This window comes from Streptomyces sp. NPDC051218 (genome assembly GCF_044455475.1).
Taxonomy (GTDB): Bacteria; Actinomycetota; Actinomycetes; order Streptomycetales; family Streptomycetaceae; genus Streptomyces.
Genome location: NZ_JBITEU010000001.1, coordinates 1,243,309 through 1,265,517, shown reverse-complemented (window position 1 = coordinate 1,265,517; position 22,209 = coordinate 1,243,309). Strand labels below are relative to the sequence as shown.

Sequence of the window (22,209 nt, the reverse complement as noted above, 5' to 3'; positions counted from 1 at the left end):
GCCGCCGGTCAGCGCCTGGACCCGCGGCCGCCCAGCGCCATCCTGTTCCAGGTGTGGCGGCGGCCGCGGATCGCGACGGAGTACGCGTACATGACCTCCGGATCGCACATGCCCGGCAGGTAGGAGTCACCGAAGTGGTGGGCGTCCACGCCTACTTCCTTCGCGTTCAGGGCCAGCTGCGGCACGACGTTCGCGTGGCTGCCCTCCTGGCTGGTGCCGATCGCCCCCATCACGACCGCCCCCGCGTCCTGCACCGCGGCCACCGCCTCGGCCGCCAGCTCCTTGGTGACCCCGGGCAGCGTCCCCGGCAGCGGCATGACCACACCGTCGGCGCCCGCGTCCACGAGCGAGGTGAGCCGCGCGGCCGTGACGCGCTCCGGGTGGCCCGCGTGGTGCATCTTGCCGCTCCACAGCGCGACGTCGTCCCCGAGGCCCTGCCGCAGCTCCTCCGTCACCCGCGCGAGCCCCTCGTACGAACCGCCCGTCCCCGGATTCGCCGTCAGGCAGAGCATCGCCGCGCCCATGTCGATGAGCCGCCTGGCGTACTCGGGCTTGGCGCGGCGGATCTCGGGGACGTCGCCGGGCTCCAGATTGACGCCCACGGGCCGGCCGATGAAGGCGGCGAGCTCGGCGATCGAGGCGAACGTGCCGAGGCCCGGCAGATCCAGCCGCTCGCCGTCCCAGGCCCGCTCGATCAGGTTCAGTACGACGATGTCGGCGCCGAAGGCCGCGACGAGCTCGGCGTTGTGCACACCGGGCATGCCCGGCATGGGAACGAGGGCGGCCCGGTCGGCGAAGACCTCGCCGACCATGGTGCGGCCCTCGGCGGCGGCCACGGAAGCGGTCAGGGCGCGACCGCGGAGGGCGGCGAGGCCGTCGCGGTCGAGGTCGAGGATGCGGGGGGTCGTCATGCGAGGGGTCGTCATAAGGACGACCGTAGGCGGACGGAACGGACAAAGCCCCGCACCGTTGGTCGCAACGGTGCGGGGCTTACGTCCCGAAGTGGGGCGGAGGCTACTTGCCCTCGGCCTTCTGGAGCTCGGCGATCTCCTCGTCGGACTCGCGGCCCGGCGTCGGAAGGTTGAACTTGATGATCGCGAAGCGGAAGACCACGTAGTAGAGCGCGGCGAAGCAGAGGCCCACCAGGGCCAGGCCCAGCGGATTCTTCGCGATGCCGAAGTTGATGGCGTAGTCGACGAATCCGGCGGAGAAGCCGAAGCCGTCCTTCATGCCGAGCGCCCAGGTCAGCGCCATGGAGACACCGGTGAGCACCGCGTGGATCGCGTACAGGACCGGGGCGATGAACATGAACGTGAACTCGATCGGCTCGGTCACACCCGTGACGAACGCGGTGGCCGCGAGCGAGAACATCATGCCGCCGACGACCTTGCGGCGCTCGGGACGGGCGCAGTGCGTGATCGCGAGGCAGGCCGCGGGAAGGGCGAACATCATGATCGGGAAGAAGCCGGTCATGAACTGGCCCGCGGTCGGGTCGCCCTCCAGGAAGCGGGCGATGTCGCCGTGCTTGCCCTCGTAGTCACCGGCCTGGAACCAGGGGAAGGAGTTCAGGAGGTGGTGCATGCCGACCGGGATCAGCGCGCGGTTGACGACACCGAAGATGCCCGCGCCCACGGCGCCCGAACCGACCAGCCACTCACCGAAGTTGTGCAGACCGGTGCCGAGGACCGGCCAGATGTAGCCGAAGAGGATGCCGATGAACAGGCCCGCGAAGGCCGACAGGATCGGGACCAGGCGGCGGCCGCCGAAGAAGCCGGCCCAGTCGGGCAGCTTCGTGCGGTAGAAGCGCTGGTAGATCAGGGCGACGACGATGCCCATGACGACACCGCCGAGGACGCCCGCGTCGACGGCCTTCTCGGCCATGACTATCTTGCCGTCGACGACGGTCGCTTCCTTCGGCAGGTTGCCGTCGGTGAAGGTGCCGAGGACGTTCTTGAAGACCAGGTAGCCGGTGACGGCGGCGAGGGCGGTCGAGCCGTCCGACTTCTTGGCGAAGCCGATGGCGATGCCGACGGCGAACAGCAGCGCCATGTTGTCCATGATCGCGCCGCCGCCGGCGGCCATGAAGCCGGCGATCTTGTTGATGAAGTCCGGCATGGACGGCTTGCCGAGCATGTCGTCGTGGCCCAGACGGACCAGGAGCGCTCCGGCGGGCAGCACGGCGACCGGCAGCATGAGGCTGCGGCCGATGCGCTGCATGACAGCCATCACGCCGGCGCCCTTCTTCTTCTCGGCCGCGGGGGCGGAACTGGCCGTGGACACAACTTCCTCCAGTGGGCAAGGCGCCGCCTGGGGACACGGAAGTGGGGGACGGCGGCGTCTCCGGGGGCCGCGGCCGACGGCCGCGTGGTCTACACCAATTAGTGGTGTAGACCTGTTGTAGCACGGTGAAGGTGACGTAAGGAACCCACGAGTTTTGTGGGGTCCGCCATAACGCGAAATACGCGCCGAAAGACCCTCGGACCTTGAGGTCCGAGGGCCTTCCGCTGAGGTGCGGGAGCGGGCCGCGGCGCGAGCCCTGCCAGCGACTACGCCTTCGTCTGCTCCGAGTCCTGTGCTTCCGCTTCTTCCTCCGGCTCGCGCCCCGGCGTATGCAGGTCGAACTTGCGGATCACGAAGCTGAACAGGACGTAGTACACGGCGGCGAAGACAAGACCGATCGGAATGATCAGCCAGGGTTTGGTCGCCAGACTCCAGTTGATGACGTAGTCGATCAGACCCGCCGAGAAACTGAAGCCGTCCTTGACCCCCAGCGCCCACGTCACCGCCATGGAGACACCGGTGAGCACCGCGTGGATCGCGTACAGCGCGGGCGCGATGAACAGGAACGAGTACTCGATCGGTTCGGTGATGCCGGTGACGAACGACGTCAGACCGACCGAGAGCATCAGACCGCCGACCACCTTGCGGCGCTCGGGGCGGGCCGCGTGCGTGATCGCGAGGGCCGCGGCGGGCAGGGCGAACATCATGATCGGGAAGAAGCCCGAAGTGAACTGACCGGCCGTCGGGTCGCCCGCGAGGAAGCGGTTGATGTCACCGTGCACGATCGTGCCGTCCGGCTTGGTGTAGTCGCCGAACTGGAACCAGACGAAGGTGTTCAGGAACTGGTGCAGACCGACCGTGAGCAGCGCGCGGTTGGCCACGCCGAAGATGCCCGAGCCCAGCCAGCCGAGGTCCACCAGCCACTTGGAGAAGCTGGTCAGCGCGTCACCGATGGGCGGCCAGACCCACACACAGAGCCCGGCGAAGACCAGGCCGACGAAGGCCATGATGATCGGCACCAGCCGGCGGCCGTTGAAGAAGCCGAGCCAGTCGACCAGCTTCACGCGGTGGTAGCGCTGCCAGAACCACGCGGCGAGCAGGCCCATCACGATGCCGCCGAAGACCCCTGGGTTCTGGTACGCCGCCTGCGCGGGCGTCCCGTCCTCCGCGATACAGACGCCGCTCCACATCCCGGCGGCGCCGAAGGTGGTGTCCGCCGGGCAGTCGTCGGGGAAGGCGCGAAGCACCGCGTAGTACACGAGGAAGCCCACGACCGCGGCGAGCGCCGTCGAGCCGTCCGACTTCTTCGCCATGCCGATCGCGACACCGATGCAGAACAGCAGGGGCAGGCCGAGGGTGGAGTCCAGGAGCGAGCCGCCCGCCGCCGCGAAGACCTTGGCGACGTTGTCCCAGCCGAGGCCGTCCGCGCCGAAGACGTCGGGCTGTCCGAGGCGGTTCAGGATGCCGGCGGCGGGGAGGACGGCGATGGGCAGCTGGAGGCTGCGGCCCATCTTCTGCAGGCCCTGGAAAAGCCCGTTCCACCACCGCTTCTGCGGCACCGTTGCTGCTTCGGAACTCATCGGCGTCCCCTCCGGAACAAGCCAGGTTTGGCGGGCGTTGAAAACTGGTGTAGACCAGTTGCGGAACGAGTGCGGTGCCGTCCCGGCAGGAATGGCAAGAGGGATGGCACCTTGATCGCCATCATTGGGTACGAGTGCCGCAACCGCCCGCGAAGATGCTCCAACCGTGCGTTACCGTGACAAAGCGGGCCTACGGTGTGGTGAGGCCGCGTCCTTTAAGAACAGGGAGAACACCATGGCCAGCAAGGCTGAGAAGATCGTCGCCGGGCTCGGTGGCATCGACAACATCGAAGAGGTCGAGGGCTGCATCACCCGCCTCCGCACCGAGGTCAAGGACCCGGGCCTGGTCGACGACGCCGCGCTGAAGGCCGCCGGCGCCCACGGCGTCGTCAAGATGGGCACCGCGATCCAGGTCGTCATCGGCACGGACGCCGACCCGATCGCCGCCGACATCGAAGACATGATGTGAGCGACTGACCTCGCAACACCCGAGGGCCCCGCCGACGACCGGCGGGGCCCTCGGCCATGCGCGGACGCGGGACCCCCTCCATCTGCCGATAGGGTCAGCCGCATGTCCTCCACGCCTCTCTCCGCGCCTCGCATCGACGGCCGTACCCCCGAACAGCTCCGCCCGATCACCATCGAGCGCGGCTGGAGCAAGCACGCCGAGGGCTCGGTCCTCATCTCCTTCGGCGACACCAAGGTCTTCTGCACCGCCTCCGTCACCGAAGGCGTCCCGCGCTGGCGCAAGGGCAGCGGCGAAGGCTGGGTCACCGCCGAGTACTCGATGCTCCCGCGCTCCACCAACACCCGCGGCGACCGCGAAGCCGTACGCGGCAAGATCGGCGGCCGCACCCACGAGATCTCCCGGCTCATCGGCCGCAGCCTCCGCGCCGTCATCGACTACAAGGCGCTCGGCGAGAACACCATCGTCCTCGACTGCGACGTACTCCAGGCCGACGGCGGCACCCGCACCGCCGCGATCACCGGCGCCTACGTGGCCCTGGCCGACGCCGTCGCCTGGGCCCAGGGCAAGAAGCTCGTCAAGGCCGGCCGCAAGCCCCTCACCGACACCGTCTCCGCCGTCTCCGTCGGCATCGTCGCCGGCGTACCCCTCCTCGACCTGCGCTACGAGGAGGACGTCAAGGCCGACACCGACATGAACGTCGTCTGCACCGGCGACGGCCGCTTCGTCGAGGTCCAGGGCACCGCCGAGGCCGAGCCCTTCGACCGCAAGGAACTCAACGCACTGCTCGACCTCGCGGTCGGCGGCTGCGAGGACCTGGCCGCGTTCCAGCGCGAAGCGCTCGAAGCGACGAAGTAGAAGCAACGAAGTAGAAGCAACGAAGTAGAAGCAGCGAAGTAGGAGCAGCGGAGCGCCAACCGGGCGCGGCCCACAGGCAACCAACAGGCCCCCCACAAGCGTTCTTACGGTTACGGGCGCACGGGAAAAGCCGTGCGCCCGTAACAGCACTCGGGGAGGGACCCACGCATGGCCGCGCGCCACCGCCGTATCGCCATCGCCATCACATCAGTTCTGATCGCCGTACCGGCGGGCGTAGGACTGGTCGGCTGCGACGCCGTCAACAAGGCCCTGGACTGCGTCCAGACCGCGGACGCCATCGCCGACAGCGTCACCGACCTCCAGCAAGCCGTCGAGAAGGCGGGCGACGACCCCACACAGGCGGACGAGGCCCTCGACAAGATCGACAAGAACATCGACGAGATCGGCGACAAGACCGACAACACCGACGTGAACAAGGCCGTCGACGACCTCGACAAGGCCGTCGGCAACGTCCGCGACTCCGTCAACAACGGCGACGCGACACCTGACCTCAAGCCGATCGTCGACGCGACGAGCGAGCTGACCAAGGTCTGCACCCCGTAGCGTCCGGGGGCCGGGACGCTGGTCGATACTGGTCACCATGACCCGCCTCATCCTCGCCACCCGCAACGCCGGCAAGATCACGGAACTCAGGGCGATCCTCGCCGACGCAGGCCTCACCCACGACCTCGTCGGCGCGGACGCCTACCCCGAGATCCCCGACGTCAGGGAAACCGGCGTCACCTTCGCCGAGAACGCCCTCCTCAAGGCCCACGCCCTCGCCAAGGCCACCGGCCTCCCCGCGGTCGCCGACGACTCCGGCCTCTGCGTCGACGTCCTCGGCGGCGCCCCCGGCATCTTCTCCGCCCGCTGGGCAGGCAAGCACGGAGACGACGCCGCGAACCTCGCCCTGCTCCTGGCCCAACTCGGCGACATCGACGAGGACATCCACCGCTCGGCCCACTTCGCCTGCGCAGCAGCCCTGGCCCTCCCGGACGGCACGGAGAGGGTGGTGGAGGGCCAACTCCGCGGCACACTCCGCCACACCCCGTCCGGCGCGGGCGGCTTCGGCTACGACCCGATCCTCCAGCCGGAGGGCGAGTCGAGGACCTGCGCGGAACTCTCCCCGACAGAAAAGAACGCAATCAGCCACCGGGGCAAGGCGTTCCGGGCGCTGGTGCCGGTGGTGCGGGAGCTGTTGGACTGAGGCCCGGCATGTACGCCGAAGGCCCGCCTCACGGAGTGCGTGAGGCGGGCCTTGGATGCGAGAAATCGTGCGGCGGAAGGGATTCGAACCCTCAAACCCTGTCACGGGTCACTGGACCTAAACCAGCTGTGTCGCCATTGCACCACCGCCGCTGGTAGTCAGCATGCTAACGGGCCGAGGGTTCGGACGGCACGTGGCCCGTCGATCCGGTACTCGGGTGCGGGACTTTCCGCCTTCTGTTTCTGCACCACGTCTCCGTCAGCGCGTGACAGTTGGGGCACAGATACCGAAGGTTCTCCCGCCGGTTGTCGCGCCAGTCTCCGTTGACGTGGTCGATCTGCAGGGTGATCGGGCGCCCGAGCCACTCACCGGTGCTGCCGCACCCGGCACACTCGTACGGCACGCCGATCTCGGTCAGGGCTCGGTGGAGCCGTGCCCTGTTGGTCCGTCCGGCATGATCCGGCAGCACGATCAGCACCCGAGGGGCGATGGGTGGGGGTGCGGGACGCTCCGGCTGCCCCCAGGCCCTGCGTTTGAAGTGGCTGGTGTCGAGGCTGAGGCGCGCTGCCGCGCGCCGAATACGGCGGTGGTTGGTGTCATTGACCTCCAGGCCGAGACCGCGCATCACTTCGGCGTAGCTGCCGGAGTTACGTACCAGGTCTCGGAGTTGTTGCTCCGGGAACGATGGCCGCTGGTGAGAGAAGTGCGCGGTGTCGACGCCCTGCGCGCGCAGTATGCGGCCCAACGTTGCGCGCGAGCGGCTGTCGTCAGGTATCCCCAAGGCGCGCGCCACGCCGCGCACGCTGGTCGCGGCCAAGGCCGCTGCCCGGAGTTCCTCGGCGGTGAAGGGAAGGTCCAGTTCGGGGCGGTCGATGCCGGGGAAGTGGCTGATGTCGATGCCCGCGGCACTCATACGGCGGCGGATGTGCGAGAGCGTCCCCGTGGTTGGTGTGGCGCCCAGTTTCAGTGCTACTTCGCGAAGCGAGGACGACGACGCGGCGGCATCGGCTATGGCGGCGTCCGGATACTTGCGCCACGGGCTGCGTTTCGTGAAGTGGCTCGTGTCGAGTCCGTGACCGGCCACCTTCTCCTGCAGCACACGCCGCTGCCCTCCACTCGTCCCGAGGCCCAGGCGCCGCATCAGGTCAGTCCAGTTGCGAGCCTCAGCGACGACTGACGTCAGCCGATCCTTGCTGTACGGGTCCGACATCGTTTCCCCTCCCACCCGGCCACGCGTTCGCAGCCTCGTACGGGCTAACGAAACGACTATCGGACCGTCACGTCCGGAATGCGGAACGGCCCGCCCCACTTTGTGTGGGGCGGGCCGGGAGAGGCGGGGAGGGTCAGAAGCGGGGGGTTGGGGCCGCTGCCTCGACCATTTCCGCTGCTTCCTCCTTTGTTTCCACCGACGGCGGCGAGCCCGACAGTGGCTTTTGGGCTGTTTCCTTCATGCAAGCCACCGCGATGATGCCGACGAGGGCCGCCGCCATCGAGTAGTACGCCGGGATCATGTCCGTCCCCGTGATGCTGATCAGGGAAGTGATGACCAGGGGGGCCGTGCCACCGAAGAGGGAGGCGGAGATGTTGTAGCCCACCGACAGGGAGCCGTAGCGGACCGAGGTGGGGAACAGGGCCGGGAGCGTCGCCGACATCGTGCCCAGGAGGCAGAGCAGGGAGAGGCCCAGGAGGAGCATGCCGCCGGAGACCGCGATCAGGCTGCCCTGCTTGATCAGGAGGAACGCCGGGATGGAGATGACCAGGAAGCTGACCATGCCGGTCATCAGGAGCGGCTTGCGGCCGAAGCGGTCGGACAGCTTGCCGACCTGGGTGATGAGCAGCATCAGGACGACCATGGTGCCGATGAGGATCAGCAGGCCGTGCGAGTCGTCGTAGCCGAGTTCGTCCGAGAGGTATGTCGGCATGTACGACAGGAGCATGTAGTCGGTGACGTTGTACGCGCCGACGAGCGCGATGCAGAGGATCAGCGTGGGCCAGTGCTCGCGGAAGATCTTGGCGAGGTCGCCCTTGGCCGTGGTCTCGACGGTGGACGCGCCTTCGGACGCCGAGTGGAAGGTGGCGTCCTCCATCTTCTGGAACGCGGGTGTCTCGTCGAGCTTCAGCCGCAGGTAGAGGCCGACGAGGCCGAGCGGCCCCGCGACGAGGAACGGGATGCGCCAGCCCCACTGCTCCATGGTGTCCGCGCCGAGTGCGCTGTTGAGGATGAGGACGAGACCTGCCGCGCCGGTGTAGCCGGCGAGGGTGCCCATCTCCAGGAAGCTGCCGAAGAAGCCGCGGCGCTTGTCGGGGGCGTACTCGGCGATGAAGGTCGACGCGCCGCCGTACTCACCGCCGGTGGAGAAGCCCTGGACGAGGCGGAAGAAGATCAGCAGGACCGGGGCCCAGAAGCCGATGCTGGCGTAGGACGGGATCAGGCCGATGGCGAGGGTGCCGATGGCCATGAGGATCATGGTCAGGGCGAGGACCTTCTTGCGGCCGATCTTGTCGCCCATTGGGCCGAAGACCATGCCGCCGATGGGACGCACCAGGAACGACACCGCGAAGGTGGCGAACGAGGAGATCAGCTGGACCGTGTCGTTCCCGGACGGGAAGAACACATGGCCGATGGTGACGGCGAGATAGCTGTAGATGCCGAAGTCGAACCATTCCATGGCGTTGCCGAGCGAGGCGGCTTTGACCGCCCGCTTCACCGCCGCCTCGTCCGTGACCGTGATGTCGGTGCGCCGCAGAGGGGGGTCCTTGCGCCGCTTGACGGCCCGGAAAAGGGTGCGGTGTCGCTTGAGCGCGTCGGCGTCGGCCTCGGCTTCTTCGTGGGCCGCCATGACGTGGTTCCTTCCATTCTGCGAACAGTCCTCCAGGGATCACTTGCTCGAAGATGGCCGATGCAAACGAAAGCCCCCTTGAAGGGGGCTTCGTCACAGCGGGTGGGAGGGGAGGGGGGCGGTTGCCCAGGTCCTCAGATGCCCAGGTCCTTGATGATCTTGGCTACGTGGCCCGTCGCCTTGACGTTGTAGAACGCGTGCTCGACCTTGCCGCTCTCGTCGACCACGACCGTGGAGCGGATGACGCCGGTCACGGTCTTGCCGTACAGCTTCTTCTCGCCGAAGGCGCCGTACGCCTCAAGGGTCTCCTTGGAGGGGTCGCCGACCAGCGTGACCTTGAGATTCTCCTGCTCGCGGAACTTGGCGAGCTTCTCCGGCTTGTCGGGGGACACGCCGATGACGTCGTAGCCCGCGGTGGCGAGGGCGTCGAGGTTGTCCGTGAAGTCGCAGGCCTGCTTGGTGCAGCCGGGGGTGAGGGCGGCCGGGTAGAAGTACACGATGACCTTGCGGCCCTTGTGGGCGGCCAGGGAGACCTCGTTGCCGTCCGCGTCCGGCAGGGTGAAGGCCGGGGCCGTGTCGCCGGGGGTGAGTCGCTCGCTCATCTTTCGGTCTCCTCGCACAGGATGTTCCCGCTCATGTCCATGATCATCAGCGGATGACTCGTCAAACGGGTGGTGAAAACGTCTGGTGACGGAGTCGAGCGTAATAGGGGTGCCGTGGGGTGCTGGGCGCGCGGAGCTGACAGACTGTCGGCGACACGTACAGAAGGAAACAGACAGCCGGACACGACCACGGAGGCAGCGCGGTGTCGGACACGTCGGACAGCAGGACCCCGGCGCAGATCGAGGCGGACATCAAGCGCCGCCGCGTGACGCTCGCCGAGACGCTCGACGAGATCGGGGTGCGGGTCCACCCGAAGACGATCGTGGGTGACGCGAAGGCCAAGGTCTCCGCGAAGGTGGACCACTCCCTCGGGCGGGCGTACGTCGGTGCGAACCGCGTGGTCTCCGATGTGCGGGGCCAGCTGGTGCACGAGGACGGTGCGCCGCGTCTGGAGCGCATCGTGCCGGTGGCGCTGGTGGTCGTCGGTCTGGTGGGGATGCTCGCGGTGAGCACGCGGCGTCGCAGGGACTGACCTCGCGGACCGAGAGGACGCCAGGACGCAAGGGCTGACTTGGCGGACCGCCGGGACGCAAGGGCTGACCCGGCATCGTCCGCGCGGGCCCGCGCCAGGTAGGTTCGGGGCGTGAGCGCCAAAAGCCAGGGACACAGCACCCACGACGACAAGCTGCCCATCCGGATGCTGCACGACCGTGTGCTCGTGCGGCAGGACACCGCCGAGGGCGAGCGCAAGTCGGGCGGCGGCATCCTGATCCCCGCGACCGCCGCTGTCGGCAGGCGTCTTGCCTGGGCCGAGGTCGTCGCCGTCGGGCAGAACGTGCGCGCGGTGGAGCCGGGCGACCGGGTGCTGTACGACCCGGAGGACCGGGCCGAGGTGGAGGTGCGGGGCGTGGCGTACGTGCTGATGCGCGAGCGTGATCTGCATGCCGTGGCCGCCGACCGGTTCGAGGGCTCCGAGGATTCGACGGGCCTGTATCTGTAGCCGTCGGGCCTTTGTCTGTAGCCGTTCAGAAGTAGTCGGTAAGGGGCTGGTGACCATCGTCACCAGCCCCTTACGCGTGTCGTTTGCTACCTTTTAAGGACCCCGACGAGACGCGCCGTACCGGGTTTCCGCAAAGACGACGCACCCCCATTGAAGTGACGCGATCTCGCGTCTCTACGTGTCGGAGGTGCCGTCGTGGCCTGGGTTCTGTTGATCGTCGCCGGTCTGCTCGAAGTGGGCTGGTCGATCGGGATGAAGTTCACCGAGGGGTTCACGCGGCTGTGGCCGAGCGTGTTCACCGGCCTCGGGATCATCGCCAGCATGATGCTGCTCTCGCACGCCGCCAAGACGCTGCCCATCGGCACGGCGTACGGCGTGTGGGTCGGTATCGGTGCTGCCGGTGCGGCGGTGGTCGGGATGATGGTGCTCGGTGAGCCCGCCACCGCCGCCCGGATCTTCTTCGTGGTGCTGCTGCTGGTCGCCGTCGTGGGCCTGAAGGCGACGTCGGGGCACTAGGAGTACGTGCTGGCCCCGGGGCGGGGGCCCTAGTAGTAGTACGCCGGGCTGCCCTCGCCCTTCCTTCTGGCCGCGCCCTCCGTCAGGCCGCCCAGGTCCGCGCCGCCGTCACCCGTTCCGCCGTCCACGGTGGAGCCGTCGGTCTGGCCGCCCTGGGCGGTGCCCGGGTCGGTGGGAATGCCGCCGTCGGTCGCTCCGCCGTCCACGGTGGCACCACCGTCCGTCTGGCCCTCGGTCTGACCCTGGTCCTGCCCCTCGGTCTGGCCCTGGTCCTGGCCCTGCGTCTGCCCTTGGTCCTGGCCCTGGGTCTGCCCTTGGTCCTGGCCCTGGGTCTGGCCCCCGTCCTGGCCCTGCGTGTCGTCACCGCCGGTGACCGCGCCGCCGGTGGCCGGGTCCTCCTCGACGTCCGAGGGGTCCGGGACGGGCGGCACGTCGGCGCCCTCCTCCAGTTGCAGGTCGAAGTCCTGTACGGGCTCGCCCTCCAGGGCGTCCCGGGTGAACTGCGCCCAGATCTGCGCGGGGTAGGCGCCGCCGTTGATGCGGGGCTGGCCGAGCGCCCCGTACAGCGGGGTGTGCGCGCCGGTGTCGGGGTTCTGGCCCATCACGGAGACCACGGTGGCGAGTTCGGGGGTGTAGCCCGCGAACCAGGCCGCCTTGTCCTCCTCCGCGGTGCCGGTCTTGCCCGCAGCGGGGCGGCCGGCGGCCTGCGCGGCCGTGCCGGTGCCGCCGTCGACGACGCTCTGCAGGATCGACGTGGTGGTGTCGGCGGCCTCGCGGCTGACGGCCTGCGCGGTCTTCGGCTCCGGCAGTTCGATCTCCTGGCCGTCCTTGGTGACCCGCTCGACCATCGTGTACGTGGGGTGCTTGCCGTGGTTGGCGAGCGTCGCGTACGCCTCCGTCATGTCCAGGACCGAGGCGGTGGAGGGGCCGAGCGCGATGGAGGGGGACGCGGTCAGGTCGGGGGTGGTCTCGGGGACGCCGAGGGCGACCGCGGTGTCCTTGACCTTGTCCGAGCCGACGTCGACGGCCATCTGCGCGTAGACGGAGTTGACGGACTTGTCGGTCGCGGTGCGGACGGTGATGTCGCCGTAGTTGACGTCGTCCTCGTTCTCGGGGGCGTACGCCCCGCCGTCCCAGCCCTGCACGGGGCGCTTGTTGGTGCCGTCGTAGATGGTGTTCGGAGTGATCGGGCGGCCGTCCTGCGTGACCGAGCCGTTCTCGACGGCAGAGGTGAAGACGAACGGCTTGAAGGTGGAGCCCACTTGGTAGTCGCGGCGCGTGGCGTTGTTGACGTACTGCTTCGTGTAGTCGATGCCGCCGTACATCGCCACGACCTTGCCGGTCTTCGGGTCGATCGATGCGCCGCCCGCGCGGACGTTGCGGTCGACCTTGCGGGCTTCCTTGTCGACCTTGGACATCACCTGGTCGTCGACGGCCTTCTTGAAGGCGTCCTGGCGGCCTTTTTGGAGGGTGGTGGTGATGCGGTAGCCGCCCTTGTCCAGGGTGTCCTCGTCGACGATGTCGTTGGCCGCCAGGTAGTCCTCGACGGCCTGGACGAGGTAGCCGCGCTGTCCGGAGAGGCTGGAGGAGCCCTTGGCCTCCTTCGGCGCGGGGAACTTGGTCTTCGCGCGCTCGGCGGGGCTGAGCCAGCCCTCCTTGACCATGCCGTCGAGGACGTAGTTCCAGCGGCCCACGGCACGCTGCTTGTTCTCCGGGTGTGTCGCCACGTCGTACGCGTTGGGGGAGTTGAGGAGCGTCGCCAGATAGGCGCCCTGCGCGGTGTTCAGCTTCTTGACGTCCTTGCCGAAGTACGCCTGGGCCGCGGCCTGCACGCCGTACGCGTTGCGCCCGAAGTAGCTGGTGTTCAGATACCCGGCGAGGATGTCGTCCTTGCTCACCTCGCGGTCCAGCTTGATGGAGATGAAGAACTCCTTGGCCTTGCGGGTGATCGTCTGCTCCTGGCCCAGGTAGTAGTTCTTCACGAACTGCTGGGTGATCGTCGAACCGGACTGCTTTCCCTTGCCGGTGACGGTGTTGTAGGCGGCGCGGATCATCGCCTTCGGGTCGACCGCGGACTCGCTGTAGAAATCCCGGTCCTCGGCGGCGAGCGCCGCGTGCTGGACTTCCTTGGGGATCTGGCTCAGCGGGACGTTCTCGCGGTTGACCTCGCCGTCGCGGGCCAGTTGGCTGCCGTCGGCGTAGAGGTAGACGTTGCTCTGCGCGGTGGCCGCCGCGTTGGCCGGCGGAATGTCGACGATCATGTAGCCCGCGGCGAAGCCGCCGACGCAGAGCAGGATCAGCAGGATGAATCCGCCGAGCACCATGCGCCAGGTGGGGAAGATGCGCCGCCAGCCCTTGCGCTTGGGGCGCTTCTTCTTGCCCGCCTTGCCCGCGTTGCCCGTCTCGCCCGCGTCGGCCTGCTCGCCCCGCTCGCCCTCGGCGGCGGGTGCCGCCGGCCCGGCAGGGGTCTCGTCCGGGGTCCTCGGGTCGTCCACGGGTTCGCGGGGCGCCCATCCCTCGGGCTTTTCGGCGCCCTGCTGCTGCGGCTCGTCGCTGCTCATATCTCGTGGAACTCCCGGTTCGCGTCGTACGTCACGCACGCCTCGTACGACCCATTGCACACTGTCGCTTCATGCGTTCCCCGCCAGGCACGCGCCGTGCGCCGAAAATGCCTGGCACGAGCGATGACGGCCGCACTAGGCTCCGTCCCTTTGGCCCGGAACGGGCAAGGCGTTCGTCAAGACTCTCGCTAAAGGGGATGCGTGTGCGTACAGGACGGTTCCGCTTGTACGCGGCCGTCGCTCGCGGCGGGTTCAGGCGATACGCGACCTATCGGACGGCGACGCTGGCGGGAGTGTTCACCAACACCGTCTTCGGGCTGATCCTCGCGTACACCTACATCGCGCTCTGGGACGAGCGGCCGGGGCTCGGCGGTTACGACCAGTCGCAGGCGCTGACCTTCGTGTGGCTCGGCCAGGCGCTGCTCACGGTGATGGCGCTGATGGGCGGCGGCTTCGAGGGCGAGCTGATCGAGCGGATCCGCACGGGGGACATCGCCGTCGACCTGTACCGCCCGGCCGACCTGCAGATCTGGTGGCTGGCGACGGACCTGGGCCGGGCGCTGTTCCAGCTGCTCGGGCGCGGTGTCGTACCGATGGTGGTCGGCGCCCTCGTCTTCGATCTCGCCCTGCCCAGCGAGCCGGGCCGCTGGCTCGCGTTCCTCCTCGCGGTGCTCCTCGGCGCGCTCGTGAGCTTCGCGATCCGGTTCCTGGTGGCGCTCTCCGCGTTCTGGCTGATGGACGGGGCGGGCACCTCGCAGGTGGCGATGCTCGCGGGCACGTTCTTCTCCGGGATGCTGCTCCCGCTGAACGTCTTCCCGGGCGCGCTCGGGGAGTTCGCCCGCGCGCTGCCCTGGTCGGCGCTGCTCCAGGTGCCCGCCGATGTGTTCCTCGGCAAGCACACGGGCGTGGACCTGCTGCGGACGTACGCCTTCCAGATCGGCTGGGCCGCGGCGCTGCTCACGGCCGGGCGGCTGCTGCAGGCCGTGGCCACGCGACGGGTGGTGGTCCAGGGTGGCTGACGTGACGCGGCCGGCTCAGAGCCGCAACCGGCTGGGGGAACGGCTGACGCAGGTGCGGGACGGGCTTCGCGCCTACCGGCTGATCTCCGCCATGTGGATCCGCTCCCTGATGGCCTACCGGCTGTCCTTCGTGATGACGGCGTTCGGCAACTTCGCGGTGACCGCCTTCGACTTCGCGGCGATCCTGCTGATGTTCTCCCAGGTGGACCGGCTCGGCGGCTACTCGCTCTCCGAGATCGCCTTCCTGTACGGCGCCACCTGCACCTCGTTCGGGCTCACCGACCTCGCCCTGGGGTCCATGGACCGGCTCGGCAAGCGGGTGCGTGACGGCACGCTCGACACGCTCCTGGTGCGGCCCGCCCCGGTGATCGCGCAGGTCGCCGCCGACCGCTTCGGGCTGCACCGGCTCGGGCGCCTGCTCCAGGCCTCGCTCGTCCTCGGGTACGCGCTGGTGGTCCTGGACATCGACTGGACCCCGCTGAAGGTGCTCATGGTGCCGTTGATGCTGCTCTGCGGCGCGGGCATCTTCGCCGCCGTGTTCGTGGGGGGCGCCGCCTTCCAGTTCGTGGCGCAGGACGCCGCCGAGGTGCAGAACGCGTTCACGTACGGCGGCACCACGCTGCTCCAGTTCCCGCCGACCGTCTTCGCCAAGGACCTGGTGCGCGGCGTCACCTTCATCCTGCCGCTGGCCTTCGTGAACTGGCTGCCCGCGCTGTACGTCCTCGGGCGGCCCTATCCGCTGGACCTGCCGACGTGGGTGGCGTTCACACCACCGCTGGTGGCCGCCCTCCTTCTCGCGCTCGCGGGCCTCGCCTGGCGCACCGGTCTTCGTTCGTATCGCAGCACAGGGAGCTGAACAGCCGTGGAAACGAACCTCATTGAGCTGGAGGGCGTCGAGAAGGTCTTCGACGTCGTCAAGAAGACCGGCTTCCTGCGGCGCGAGAAGCACGAGGTGCGTGCCGTGGACGGCATCTCCTTCACCGTGCCGCGCGGCGAGATGGTCGGCTACATCGGCCCGAACGGCGCCGGCAAGTCCACGACGATCAAGATGCTGACGGGGATTCTCACGCCGAGCGGCGGACGGCTGCGGGTCGCGGGCATCGATCCCTCCCGCGAGCGCACCCGCCTGGCGCGGCGCATCGGTGTGGTCTTCGGCCAGCGCACCACCCTGTGGTGGGACCTGCCGCTGATCGACTCGTACCGCCTGATGCACCGCATGTACCGGATTCCGGACGCCCGCTTCAAGGAGAACCTCGACCGCTGTATCGAACTCCTGGAGCTGGGCGCCCTGTTGGACGTCCCGGTGCGCCAGCTCTCGCTCGGCCAGCGGATGCGCGGCGACATCGCGGCGGCGCTGCTCCACGACCCGGAGGTGCTGTATCTGGACGAGCCGACGATCGGGCTCGACGTGATCAGCAAGGCCAAGGTCCGGGGCTTTCTGCGGGACTTGAACGCGGAGGCCGGTACGACGGTCCTGCTCACCACGCACGACCTCACCGACATCGAGCAGCTCTGCAAGCGGGTGATGGTCATCGACCACGGCCGCCTGATGTACGACGGCCCCCTCGCCGGGCTGCACGAGGTGGGGGAGAGCGAGCGCACCCTGGTCGTCGACCTGGAGCGCGAACTTCCGCCCATCGAGGTGGAGTCGGCGCGGGTGGTGAAGGTGGAGGGGCCGCGGCAGTGGCTCGCCTTCCCCGCCTCGGAGTCGGCAGCTCCGCTTGTCGCCCGGGTCGCGGCTCGGTATCCGATGGTCGACCTCTCGGTCAGGGAACCCGACATCGAGGCCGTCATCGCCAAGATGTACGCGGAGAAGGCGACCTCGTAGGCTGCTGCGTATGACCGACGAGCAGCCTCATCTCCCGGACCTCCGGGCCGCCGACGCCGACCGTGACCGCGTCGCCGAACGACTCCGTGACGCCATGGCCGAGGGCCGGCTCGACATGGAGGAGTTCGAGGAGCGCCTGGACGCGACGTACAAGGCGCGTACGTACGGTGAGCTGGAGCCGATCACTCGGGATCTGCCGGCGGCGGGCGCGAAGGTGTCCATCGTGAAGGGCCCGGTGAGCGACGATCCCGCCGCCATCGACTGGTCCGAACGGGTGGTGGGCGGCGAGCCGACGTCGAAGCTCGGCTTCGCCTTCTGGGGCGGCTTCAGCCGCAAGGGCAGCTGGACGGTCGGCCGGCAGTTCGACGGGATCGCGATCTGGGGCGGCGGTGAGATCGACCTGCGCGAGGCACGCTTCACGGAGCGCGACGTGGAGATCCGCTGCTGGACCCTCATGGGCGGCATGCAGGTCGTCGTGCCGCCCGAGATGACCGTCATGGTCAAGGGCTTCGGGTTCATGGGCGGCTTCGACGACAAGGCGACCGGCGAGGGCACCCCCGGCTCGCCCCGCGTGGTGGTCAAGGGCTTCGCTCTGATGGGCGGCGTCGGCGTGGAGCGCAAGCTGCGGCGTGCGGAGCGCCTGCGGCTCAAGGAGGAGCGACGGCTCGAGAAGCTGGAGCGGCGTGCGGCGCAACTCGAGCGCCGTGAGGCACATCTGGAGCGGGCCGATCGGCACCGGAAGCGCCACGGGGAGCGCCACCGCGGGTCCGACTCCTCGCATCCGGCGCCGGGGGACTACGGCGCCGGAAACGGCGAATAGCGGCCGGGGCCTACAGCTCGGCGGCGGCGGAGCCCCGCAGGTGCGCGAGGTTGAACGTCTCCGCCATCTTGCGGTAACCCGCGTCGCTCGGGTGCAGATGGTCGCCGGAGTCGAACTGGGCACGCAGCTTGCGGGGGTCGTAGGGGTCCCGCAGCGCCCGGTCGAAGTCGACGAACTCGTCGAACACCTTGCCGTCGCGGATCTGCTCGTTCACCGCCTGGCGCACGTTCTCCAGCTGCGGCTCGTACCCACGGTGGCCGCCGAACGGCATCAGGGTCGCCCCGACGACCCGCAGCCCGCGCGTGTGCGCCTGCCGGGTCAGCTCGCGCAGGCCCTCGACGATGCGGTCGGGGTCGTTCTGGTGCGGGTTGCGCAGGATGTCGTTGACGCCGAGCGCCACGACGACGGCCTTGACGCCCGTCCGGTCGAGCACGTCACGGTCGAAGCGCGTGAGCCCGCTCGGGTTGTCCGCGGGGGCGCCGTTGCCGTCCGAGAGGATGCGGTTGCCGCTGATCCCCTCGTTCACGACGCCGTAGCGCGGGCCGCCCGACTCCTCGCGGAGGCGGTCGGCGAGGGTGTCCGTCCAGCGGGCGTTGGCACCCATCGTGGAGGAGATGCCGTCGGTGAGCGAGTCACCGAAGACGACGACGGTGCCGTCCGACTCGTTGGACAGGACGTCCACGGCCGAGAGGTAGCGCCAGGAGGTGCTCTGCTGGGTGTACGCGGCGCCGTTCGGGTCCTCCGTACGGTCGCCGTCGGCGACGTAGCTGACCTGGCGGGCGTGCGGGTGGAAGGTGACCGGGCCCGAGGGCGTCGGCGAGAACGTCGAGACCAGCAGATCGGCGTCGTGCGGCACGCGCAGCCGCACCGCGTCGCTCATCACCTGCTGGCCCGCGGGGATCACCACGGACGTGTTGCCGTTGAAGCTCAGGCGGCGCAGGGTGCCGGGCGCGGCCGCCGGGTTGTTCGCACCCACGGCGACGGCGATCGAGGCGTGGGTGATGCTCAGCGGCGTCCGCCCGTACAGGTTCGACAGGGTGATGCGGGCGCTGTCACCGCCGACGCTGGTGTGCACGACGTTGCGGATGGAGCGGCCCGCGAAGCCGTTGCGGTGCGTGTTTGGTTCCGCGGCGGCGGGGGATGCGGCCCAGGAGCCGACCCACGTTCCTGCGGATGCGGGAGCCGCGGAGTTGCGCGGGCTGCGGGGCCCCGCGCTGATGGTGTCCTGAGATCCGTCGTCGCTGGATACACCTAGGTATATGGCGGCGGAAATCACCACTATTACCGCGAGGACCGCGGCAAGCAGGGCATAACCGTGACGCTTGGTCATGCGGGCTGTGTCTCCTCGAGCAGGGGGAGCCTGATCGAGGCTCCGATGTGATCACCCCATGATGCGTCATGGGCCGTGAGGCGGCCGACACTGCCCCCCTCCGACCATTCAGACGCCGGGAACTTGTGGACCGTTCCAGGAGTCGGTCAGGAAGGGACGCAGAGAGACGGGGACAATACGGATGAGGGCGCCGCGAACCACGCGAACGGGTCAGGTGGAGTGAGTGGAACGCACGAATCGATCAAGGCCGGAGGGCACGGCTGAAGCGGACTCTGCCGGGCAGCATGCCCACGGGCTCCGCCCTTCAAGCGGCGCCCCTTCCGGCACGTCCGGCTCCGGCACGTCCGCCTCCGGTACGTCCGCCTCCGGTACGGGCGGCGGCTTCACGTACAGCCCCGCCGACGAGGAGAAGCGGCGCGGCGTCCGCCGGATGAAGATCACCGCGACGGGCCTCCTCCTGTTCGTCGCAGTCGTCTACGTACTCGCCAAGTGGGCCCAGAACTCCGGCGCGGGCGCCTGGGCGGGCTATGTCGCGGCTGCGGCCGAGGCCGGCATGGTCGGCGCGCTCGCCGACTGGTTCGCGGTCACGGCGCTCTTCCGCCATCCCCTGGGCCTGCCCATCCCGCACACGGCGATCATCCCGAACAAGAAGGACCAACTGGGCGCCTCCCTCGGCGACTTCGTCGGTGAGAACTTTCTCTCATCCGATGTCGTACGGGGCCGGCTGCGCGCGGTGGGCATCGGCTCCCGCCTCGGCACCTGGCTCGCGGACCCCGAACACGCCGATCGGGTGACGGCGGAGCTCGCCACGGCCCTGCGCGGCGCCCTGACGGTCCTGCGCGACTCGGACGTCCAGGCGGTCGTCGGCGAGGCCATCACCCGCCGCGCCGACGCCCAGGAGATCGCACCGGGTATCGGAAAGATGCTGGAGAAGGTCGTCGCGGACGGCGGCCACAAACGGGTCGTCGACCTGGTCTGCGTACGCGCCCACGACTGGCTGGTCGAGCACGACGAGTCGGTCATGGACGCGGTACAGGGCGGCGCCCCCGGCTGGACCCCGCGGTTCGTCGACAAGAAGGTCGGCGAGCGGGTCTACAAGGAACTGCTGCGCTTCCTCACCGAGATGCGCGACATGCCCGAGCACCCGGCCCGTGGCGCCGTCGACCGTTTCCTCGCCGACTTCGCCAACGACCTCCAGTCCGACTCGGACACCCGCGAGCGCGTGGAGCGCCTCAAGCGTGAGGTGCTCGGCCGCGGCGAGGTGCAGGATCTGATCGCCTCCGCCTGGTCGGCGGTGCGCCAGATGATCGTGGCCGCCGCCGAGGACGAGCGCAGCGAACTGCGCCTGCGGGTGCGGGCCGCGCTGCTCTCCCTCGGCACGCGGATGGCGACGGACGGCCGCCTTCAACAGAAGGTGGACGGCTGGGTCGAGGGCGCCGCGGTGTACGTGGTGACGACGTACCGAGACGAGATCACCTCGCTGATCACCGACACGGTCGCGGGCTGGGACGCCGAGCACACCTCGAAGAAGATCGAGGCCCACATCGGCCGCGACCTGCAGTTCATCCGGATCAATGGCACGGTGGTGGGAGCGCTGGCGGGCCTCGCGATCTACACGGTGTCGCATGCGCTGGGCGGATGACCCGCCGACGGTCGAGGTGAACGGGGAGAGCGGGGCGTAAGCGCCGCCCGGCGGGGCACTCGTACGGCCGTCCACCCGCTTCGGTGCAAGGAGGCCCCGATGTCGTCCAGCGGCACCGAAGCCACGGTCACCACGGCCGTGCCCGCCCGTCTCGACCGCCTTCCCTGGTCCCGATGGCACTGGATGATCGTCATCGGCCTCGGGACGGTCTGGATCCTGGACGGTCTGGAAGTCACCACCGTCGGCAACATCGCGAGCCGCCTCTCCGAGGAGGGCAGCGGCCTCGCGATCAGCTCGGCCCAGATCACCGGCACCGCGGCGGCCCTGTACGTGGCGGGGGCCTGCGTGGGCGCCCTCTTCTTCGGCCGCCTCACCGACAAGTACGGCCGGAAAAAGCTCTTCATGGTCACCCTCGCGGTGTATCTCGGGGCCACCGCGCTCACCGCGCTCTCCTTCGACGCCTGGTGGTTCTTCCTCTTCCGCTTCCTCACCGGCTTCGGTATCGGCGGCGAGTACGCGGCCATCAACTCGGCCATCGACGAACTGATCCCGTCCAAGTACCGCGGGCGCGTGGACCTGATCATCAACGGCAGTTACTGGCTGGGCGCGATCGGCGGTTCGCTGCTCTCGGTCGTCATGCTGAACACCAGCATCTTCCCCAAGGACATCGGCTGGCGGCTCACCTTCGCCCTCGGCGTCGTCCTGGGCCTGGTCATCCTCCTCGTACGCCGCCACGTCCCGGAGAGCCCGCGCTGGCAGTTCATCCACGGCCGCGGCGAGGAGGCGGACGCCCTGGTCACGGCGGTGGAGCGGGAGATCGAGGAGGAGAAGGGCGAACGCCTGCCGCCGCCCGAGCGCGAGATCACCATCCACCAGCGCAAGAGCATCGGCTTCGGCCTCATCGCCAGGACCGTCTTCCGCGACTACCCCAAGCGGGCGGTGCTCGGCCTGTCCCTCTTCATCGGCCAGGCGTTCCTCTACAACGCGATCACCTTCGGCTTCGGCGCGATCCTCACCACGTTCTTCGACGTCCCCTCGGGCAGCACGGGTTACTACTTCGCCGTCATCGCCGCGGGCAACTTCCTCGGCCCGCTCTTCCTCGGCAAGCTCTTCGACACGGTCGGCCGCCGGATCATGATCTCGTCGACGTACATCGTCTCGGGCATCCTGCTCTTCGTCACGTCGTGGCTCTTCGACCGCGGCTCGCTGAGCGCGGCGACGCTGACCGCCTGCTGGTGCGTGGTCCTGTTCTTCGCGTCGGCGGGTGCGAGCAGCGCGTATCTCACGGTCTCGGAGATCTTCCCCATGGAGACCCGCGCCATGGCGATCGCCTTCTTCTACGCCATCGGCACGGCGGCCGGCGGCATCAGCGGCCCACTGATCTTCGCCAAGCTGACGGAGTCGGGCGTCGTCGGCGACACGGTCCTCGCCTTCCAGATCGGGGCGGGCCTGATGTGCGCGGCCGGTTTGGTGGCGGCGGTGTTCGCGGTCAAGGCGGAGCAACGTTCGCTGGAGGACATCGCCAGGCCGCTGTCGGAGGCGAAGGCTTCGGGCTGAGAGCGGCGGGGGCCTTCCTGGGCGGGGGGTCTCCCTGAGTGGGGCCTCCCTCGGCGGGGGGCCCTGGGCTCCTCCTCGGGTGGCTTGTCGGTCCGGTCAGCC

The 22,209-nt window shown here is 69.0% G+C and carries 21 protein-coding genes, 1 tRNA gene and 1 riboswitch; of the genes, 13 read left to right on the top strand and 9 right to left on the bottom strand.

Annotation, left to right across the window (positions count from 1 at the left end):
• Window positions 1-8: 8 nt before the first annotated feature.
• From ACIBCK_RS05705 to ACIBCK_RS05695, 3 genes are all read right to left on the bottom strand, one after another.
• Window positions 9-926 (bottom strand): hypothetical protein, encoded by a 918-nt coding sequence (locus ACIBCK_RS05705; protein WP_399386965.1) that lies wholly within the window; start codon window positions 924-926, stop codon window positions 9-11.
• Between the two features lie 88 nt (window positions 927-1,014).
• Window positions 1,015-2,280 carry a PTS transporter subunit EIIC gene (locus tag ACIBCK_RS05700; protein WP_399386963.1) on the bottom strand — a complete coding sequence of 422 codons (1,266 nt, stop codon included), beginning with the start codon at window positions 2,278-2,280 and terminating at the stop codon, window positions 1,015-1,017.
• Window positions 2,281-2,546: 266 nt separating this feature from the next.
• Window positions 2,547-3,860 (bottom strand): PTS transporter subunit EIIC, encoded by a 1,314-nt coding sequence (locus ACIBCK_RS05695; protein WP_399386961.1) that lies wholly within the window; start codon window positions 3,858-3,860, stop codon window positions 2,547-2,549.
• Between the two features lie 235 nt (window positions 3,861-4,095).
• Here ACIBCK_RS05695 and ACIBCK_RS05690 point away from each other — a divergent pair, with 235 nt between their 5' ends.
• The 4 genes from ACIBCK_RS05690 (at window position 4,096) to rdgB (ending at window position 6,391) form a co-directional block, all read left to right on the top strand.
• A complete protein-coding gene (locus ACIBCK_RS05690; RefSeq protein ID WP_367042331.1) occupies window positions 4,096-4,329 on the top strand; it encodes a PTS glucose/sucrose transporter subunit IIB in 234 nt (77 codons plus the stop codon).
• Window positions 4,330-4,431: 102 nt separating this feature from the next.
• Entirely contained in the window at window positions 4,432-5,184 is a 753-nt protein-coding gene (gene rph / locus ACIBCK_RS05685; RefSeq protein WP_399386959.1) for a ribonuclease PH, read from the top strand.
• A 168-nt stretch (window positions 5,185-5,352) separates the two neighbouring features.
• Window positions 5,353-5,748 carry a hypothetical protein gene (locus ACIBCK_RS05680; protein WP_399386957.1) on the top strand — a complete coding sequence of 132 codons (396 nt, stop codon included), beginning with the start codon at window positions 5,353-5,355 and terminating at the stop codon, window positions 5,746-5,748.
• Window positions 5,749-5,785: 37 nt separating this feature from the next.
• Window positions 5,786-6,391: an RdgB/HAM1 family non-canonical purine NTP pyrophosphatase gene (gene rdgB, locus ACIBCK_RS05675; RefSeq protein WP_399386955.1), complete on the top strand. Its 606-nt coding sequence runs from the start codon at window positions 5,786-5,788 to the stop codon at window positions 6,389-6,391.
• 68 nt (window positions 6,392-6,459) lie between these two features.
• Here the strand turns inward: rdgB and ACIBCK_RS05670 are convergent.
• From ACIBCK_RS05670 to bcp, 4 genes are all read right to left on the bottom strand, one after another.
• A tRNA-Leu gene (locus ACIBCK_RS05670) sits at window positions 6,460-6,543 on the bottom strand.
• A gap of 14 nt (window positions 6,544-6,557) precedes the next feature.
• Window positions 6,558-7,601: an HNH endonuclease gene (locus tag ACIBCK_RS05665; RefSeq protein ID WP_399386953.1), complete on the bottom strand. Its 1,044-nt coding sequence runs from the start codon at window positions 7,599-7,601 to the stop codon at window positions 6,558-6,560.
• A gap of 133 nt (window positions 7,602-7,734) precedes the next feature.
• The gene (gene proP / locus ACIBCK_RS05660) at window positions 7,735-9,231 is read right to left on the bottom strand and encodes a glycine betaine/L-proline transporter ProP (protein WP_399386951.1); all 1,497 of its coding nucleotides are present in this window, start codon (window positions 9,229-9,231) and stop codon (window positions 7,735-7,737) included.
• Between the two features lie 134 nt (window positions 9,232-9,365).
• Window positions 9,366-9,833: a thioredoxin-dependent thiol peroxidase gene (bcp, locus tag ACIBCK_RS05655; protein WP_399386949.1), complete on the bottom strand. Its 468-nt coding sequence runs from the start codon at window positions 9,831-9,833 to the stop codon at window positions 9,366-9,368.
• Between the two features lie 203 nt (window positions 9,834-10,036).
• Between bcp and ACIBCK_RS05650 the strand changes: the two genes are divergently transcribed.
• The 3 genes from ACIBCK_RS05650 (at window position 10,037) to ACIBCK_RS05640 (ending at window position 11,350) form a co-directional block, all read left to right on the top strand.
• On the top strand, window positions 10,037-10,366 hold the full coding sequence (locus tag ACIBCK_RS05650; protein ID WP_367042322.1) for a DUF3618 domain-containing protein: 330 nt from the start codon (window positions 10,037-10,039) through the stop codon (window positions 10,364-10,366).
• Between the two features lie 165 nt (window positions 10,367-10,531).
• On the top strand, window positions 10,532-10,834 hold the full coding sequence (locus tag ACIBCK_RS05645) for a co-chaperone GroES (protein WP_190080540.1): 303 nt from the start codon (window positions 10,532-10,534) through the stop codon (window positions 10,832-10,834).
• Between the two features lie 84 nt (window positions 10,835-10,918).
• Window positions 10,919-10,980, top strand: a riboswitch (guanidine-III (ykkC-III) riboswitch).
• Window positions 10,981-11,029: 49 nt separating this feature from the next.
• Entirely contained in the window at window positions 11,030-11,350 is a 321-nt protein-coding gene (locus ACIBCK_RS05640) for a DMT family transporter (protein WP_399386947.1), read from the top strand.
• A 29-nt stretch (window positions 11,351-11,379) separates the two neighbouring features.
• Here the strand turns inward: ACIBCK_RS05640 and ACIBCK_RS05635 are convergent, their stop codons facing one another.
• Window positions 11,380-13,911, bottom strand: coding sequence for a transglycosylase domain-containing protein (locus tag ACIBCK_RS05635; protein WP_399386945.1), 2,532 nt, complete (start codon window positions 13,909-13,911; stop codon window positions 11,380-11,382).
• A gap of 197 nt (window positions 13,912-14,108) precedes the next feature.
• Between ACIBCK_RS05635 and ACIBCK_RS05630 the strand changes: the two genes are divergently transcribed.
• The 4 genes from ACIBCK_RS05630 to ACIBCK_RS05615 are packed head-to-tail and all read left to right on the top strand — an operon-like array spanning window position 14,109 to window position 17,578.
• Window positions 14,109-14,930, top strand: coding sequence for an ABC transporter permease (locus ACIBCK_RS05630; protein ID WP_399386943.1), 822 nt, complete (start codon window positions 14,109-14,111; stop codon window positions 14,928-14,930).
• Entirely contained in the window at window positions 14,923-15,786 is an 864-nt protein-coding gene (locus ACIBCK_RS05625) for an ABC transporter permease (protein ID WP_399386941.1), read from the top strand. The genes ACIBCK_RS05630 and ACIBCK_RS05625 overlap by 8 nt, the downstream gene beginning before the upstream one ends.
• A gap of 6 nt (window positions 15,787-15,792) precedes the next feature.
• Complete coding sequence (locus tag ACIBCK_RS05620) at window positions 15,793-16,758, top strand: ATP-binding cassette domain-containing protein (RefSeq protein ID WP_399386940.1); 966 nt, start codon at window positions 15,793-15,795, stop codon at window positions 16,756-16,758.
• Window positions 16,759-16,768: 10 nt separating this feature from the next.
• On the top strand, window positions 16,769-17,578 hold the full coding sequence (locus ACIBCK_RS05615; protein WP_399386938.1) for a DUF1707 domain-containing protein: 810 nt from the start codon (window positions 16,769-16,771) through the stop codon (window positions 17,576-17,578).
• A 10-nt stretch (window positions 17,579-17,588) separates the two neighbouring features.
• On the opposite strand, the gene ACIBCK_RS05610 is transcribed toward ACIBCK_RS05615, so the two are convergent.
• Entirely contained in the window at window positions 17,589-18,908 is a 1,320-nt protein-coding gene (locus tag ACIBCK_RS05610) for an SGNH/GDSL hydrolase family protein (protein WP_399386936.1), read from the bottom strand.
• 430 nt (window positions 18,909-19,338) lie between these two features.
• Between ACIBCK_RS05610 and ACIBCK_RS05605 the strand changes: the two genes are divergently transcribed.
• Together ACIBCK_RS05605 and ACIBCK_RS05600 are read left to right on the top strand one after the other, a co-directional pair.
• Window positions 19,339-20,550: a DUF445 domain-containing protein gene (locus tag ACIBCK_RS05605; protein WP_399387279.1), complete on the top strand. Its 1,212-nt coding sequence runs from the start codon at window positions 19,339-19,341 to the stop codon at window positions 20,548-20,550.
• A gap of 99 nt (window positions 20,551-20,649) precedes the next feature.
• Window positions 20,650-22,107 carry an MFS transporter gene (locus tag ACIBCK_RS05600; RefSeq protein ID WP_399386934.1) on the top strand — a complete coding sequence of 486 codons (1,458 nt, stop codon included), beginning with the start codon at window positions 20,650-20,652 and terminating at the stop codon, window positions 22,105-22,107.
• The last annotated feature ends 102 nt before the right edge of the window (window positions 22,108-22,209 follow it).

What these genes read in the sequence shown, in the direction of transcription:
- ACIBCK_RS05680 (WP_399386957.1), top strand. Translation starts at nt 5,353, where the DNA reads ATGGCCGCGCGCCACCGCCGTATCGCCATCGCCATCACATCAGTTCTG.
- proP (WP_399386951.1), bottom strand. Translation starts at nt 9,231, where the DNA reads ATGGCGGCCCACGAAGAAGCCGAGGCCGACGCCGACGCGCTCAAGCGA.
- ACIBCK_RS05695 (WP_399386961.1), bottom strand. Translation starts at nt 3,860, where the DNA reads ATGAGTTCCGAAGCAGCAACGGTGCCGCAGAAGCGGTGGTGGAACGGG.
- ACIBCK_RS05605 (WP_399387279.1), top strand. Translation starts at nt 19,339, where the DNA reads ATGAAGATCACCGCGACGGGCCTCCTCCTGTTCGTCGCAGTCGTCTAC.
- ACIBCK_RS05690 (WP_367042331.1), top strand. Translation starts at nt 4,096, where the DNA reads ATGGCCAGCAAGGCTGAGAAGATCGTCGCCGGGCTCGGTGGCATCGAC.
- ACIBCK_RS05705 (WP_399386965.1), bottom strand. Translation starts at nt 926, where the DNA reads ATGACGACCCCTCGCATGACGACCCCCCGCATCCTCGACCTCGACCGC.
- ACIBCK_RS05665 (WP_399386953.1), bottom strand. Translation starts at nt 7,601, where the DNA reads ATGTCGGACCCGTACAGCAAGGATCGGCTGACGTCAGTCGTCGCTGAG.
- ACIBCK_RS05615 (WP_399386938.1), top strand. Translation starts at nt 16,769, where the DNA reads ATGACCGACGAGCAGCCTCATCTCCCGGACCTCCGGGCCGCCGACGCC.
- rph (WP_399386959.1), top strand. Translation starts at nt 4,432, where the DNA reads ATGTCCTCCACGCCTCTCTCCGCGCCTCGCATCGACGGCCGTACCCCC.
- rdgB (WP_399386955.1), top strand. Translation starts at nt 5,786, where the DNA reads ATGACCCGCCTCATCCTCGCCACCCGCAACGCCGGCAAGATCACGGAA.
- ACIBCK_RS05610 (WP_399386936.1), bottom strand. Translation starts at nt 18,908, where the DNA reads ATGACCAAGCGTCACGGTTATGCCCTGCTTGCCGCGGTCCTCGCGGTA.
- bcp (WP_399386949.1), bottom strand. Translation starts at nt 9,833, where the DNA reads ATGAGCGAGCGACTCACCCCCGGCGACACGGCCCCGGCCTTCACCCTG.
- ACIBCK_RS05635 (WP_399386945.1), bottom strand. Translation starts at nt 13,911, where the DNA reads ATGAGCAGCGACGAGCCGCAGCAGCAGGGCGCCGAAAAGCCCGAGGGA.
- ACIBCK_RS05630 (WP_399386943.1), top strand. Translation starts at nt 14,109, where the DNA reads ATGCGTGTGCGTACAGGACGGTTCCGCTTGTACGCGGCCGTCGCTCGC.
- ACIBCK_RS05600 (WP_399386934.1), top strand. Translation starts at nt 20,650, where the DNA reads ATGTCGTCCAGCGGCACCGAAGCCACGGTCACCACGGCCGTGCCCGCC.
- ACIBCK_RS05645 (WP_190080540.1), top strand. Translation starts at nt 10,532, where the DNA reads ATGCTGCACGACCGTGTGCTCGTGCGGCAGGACACCGCCGAGGGCGAG.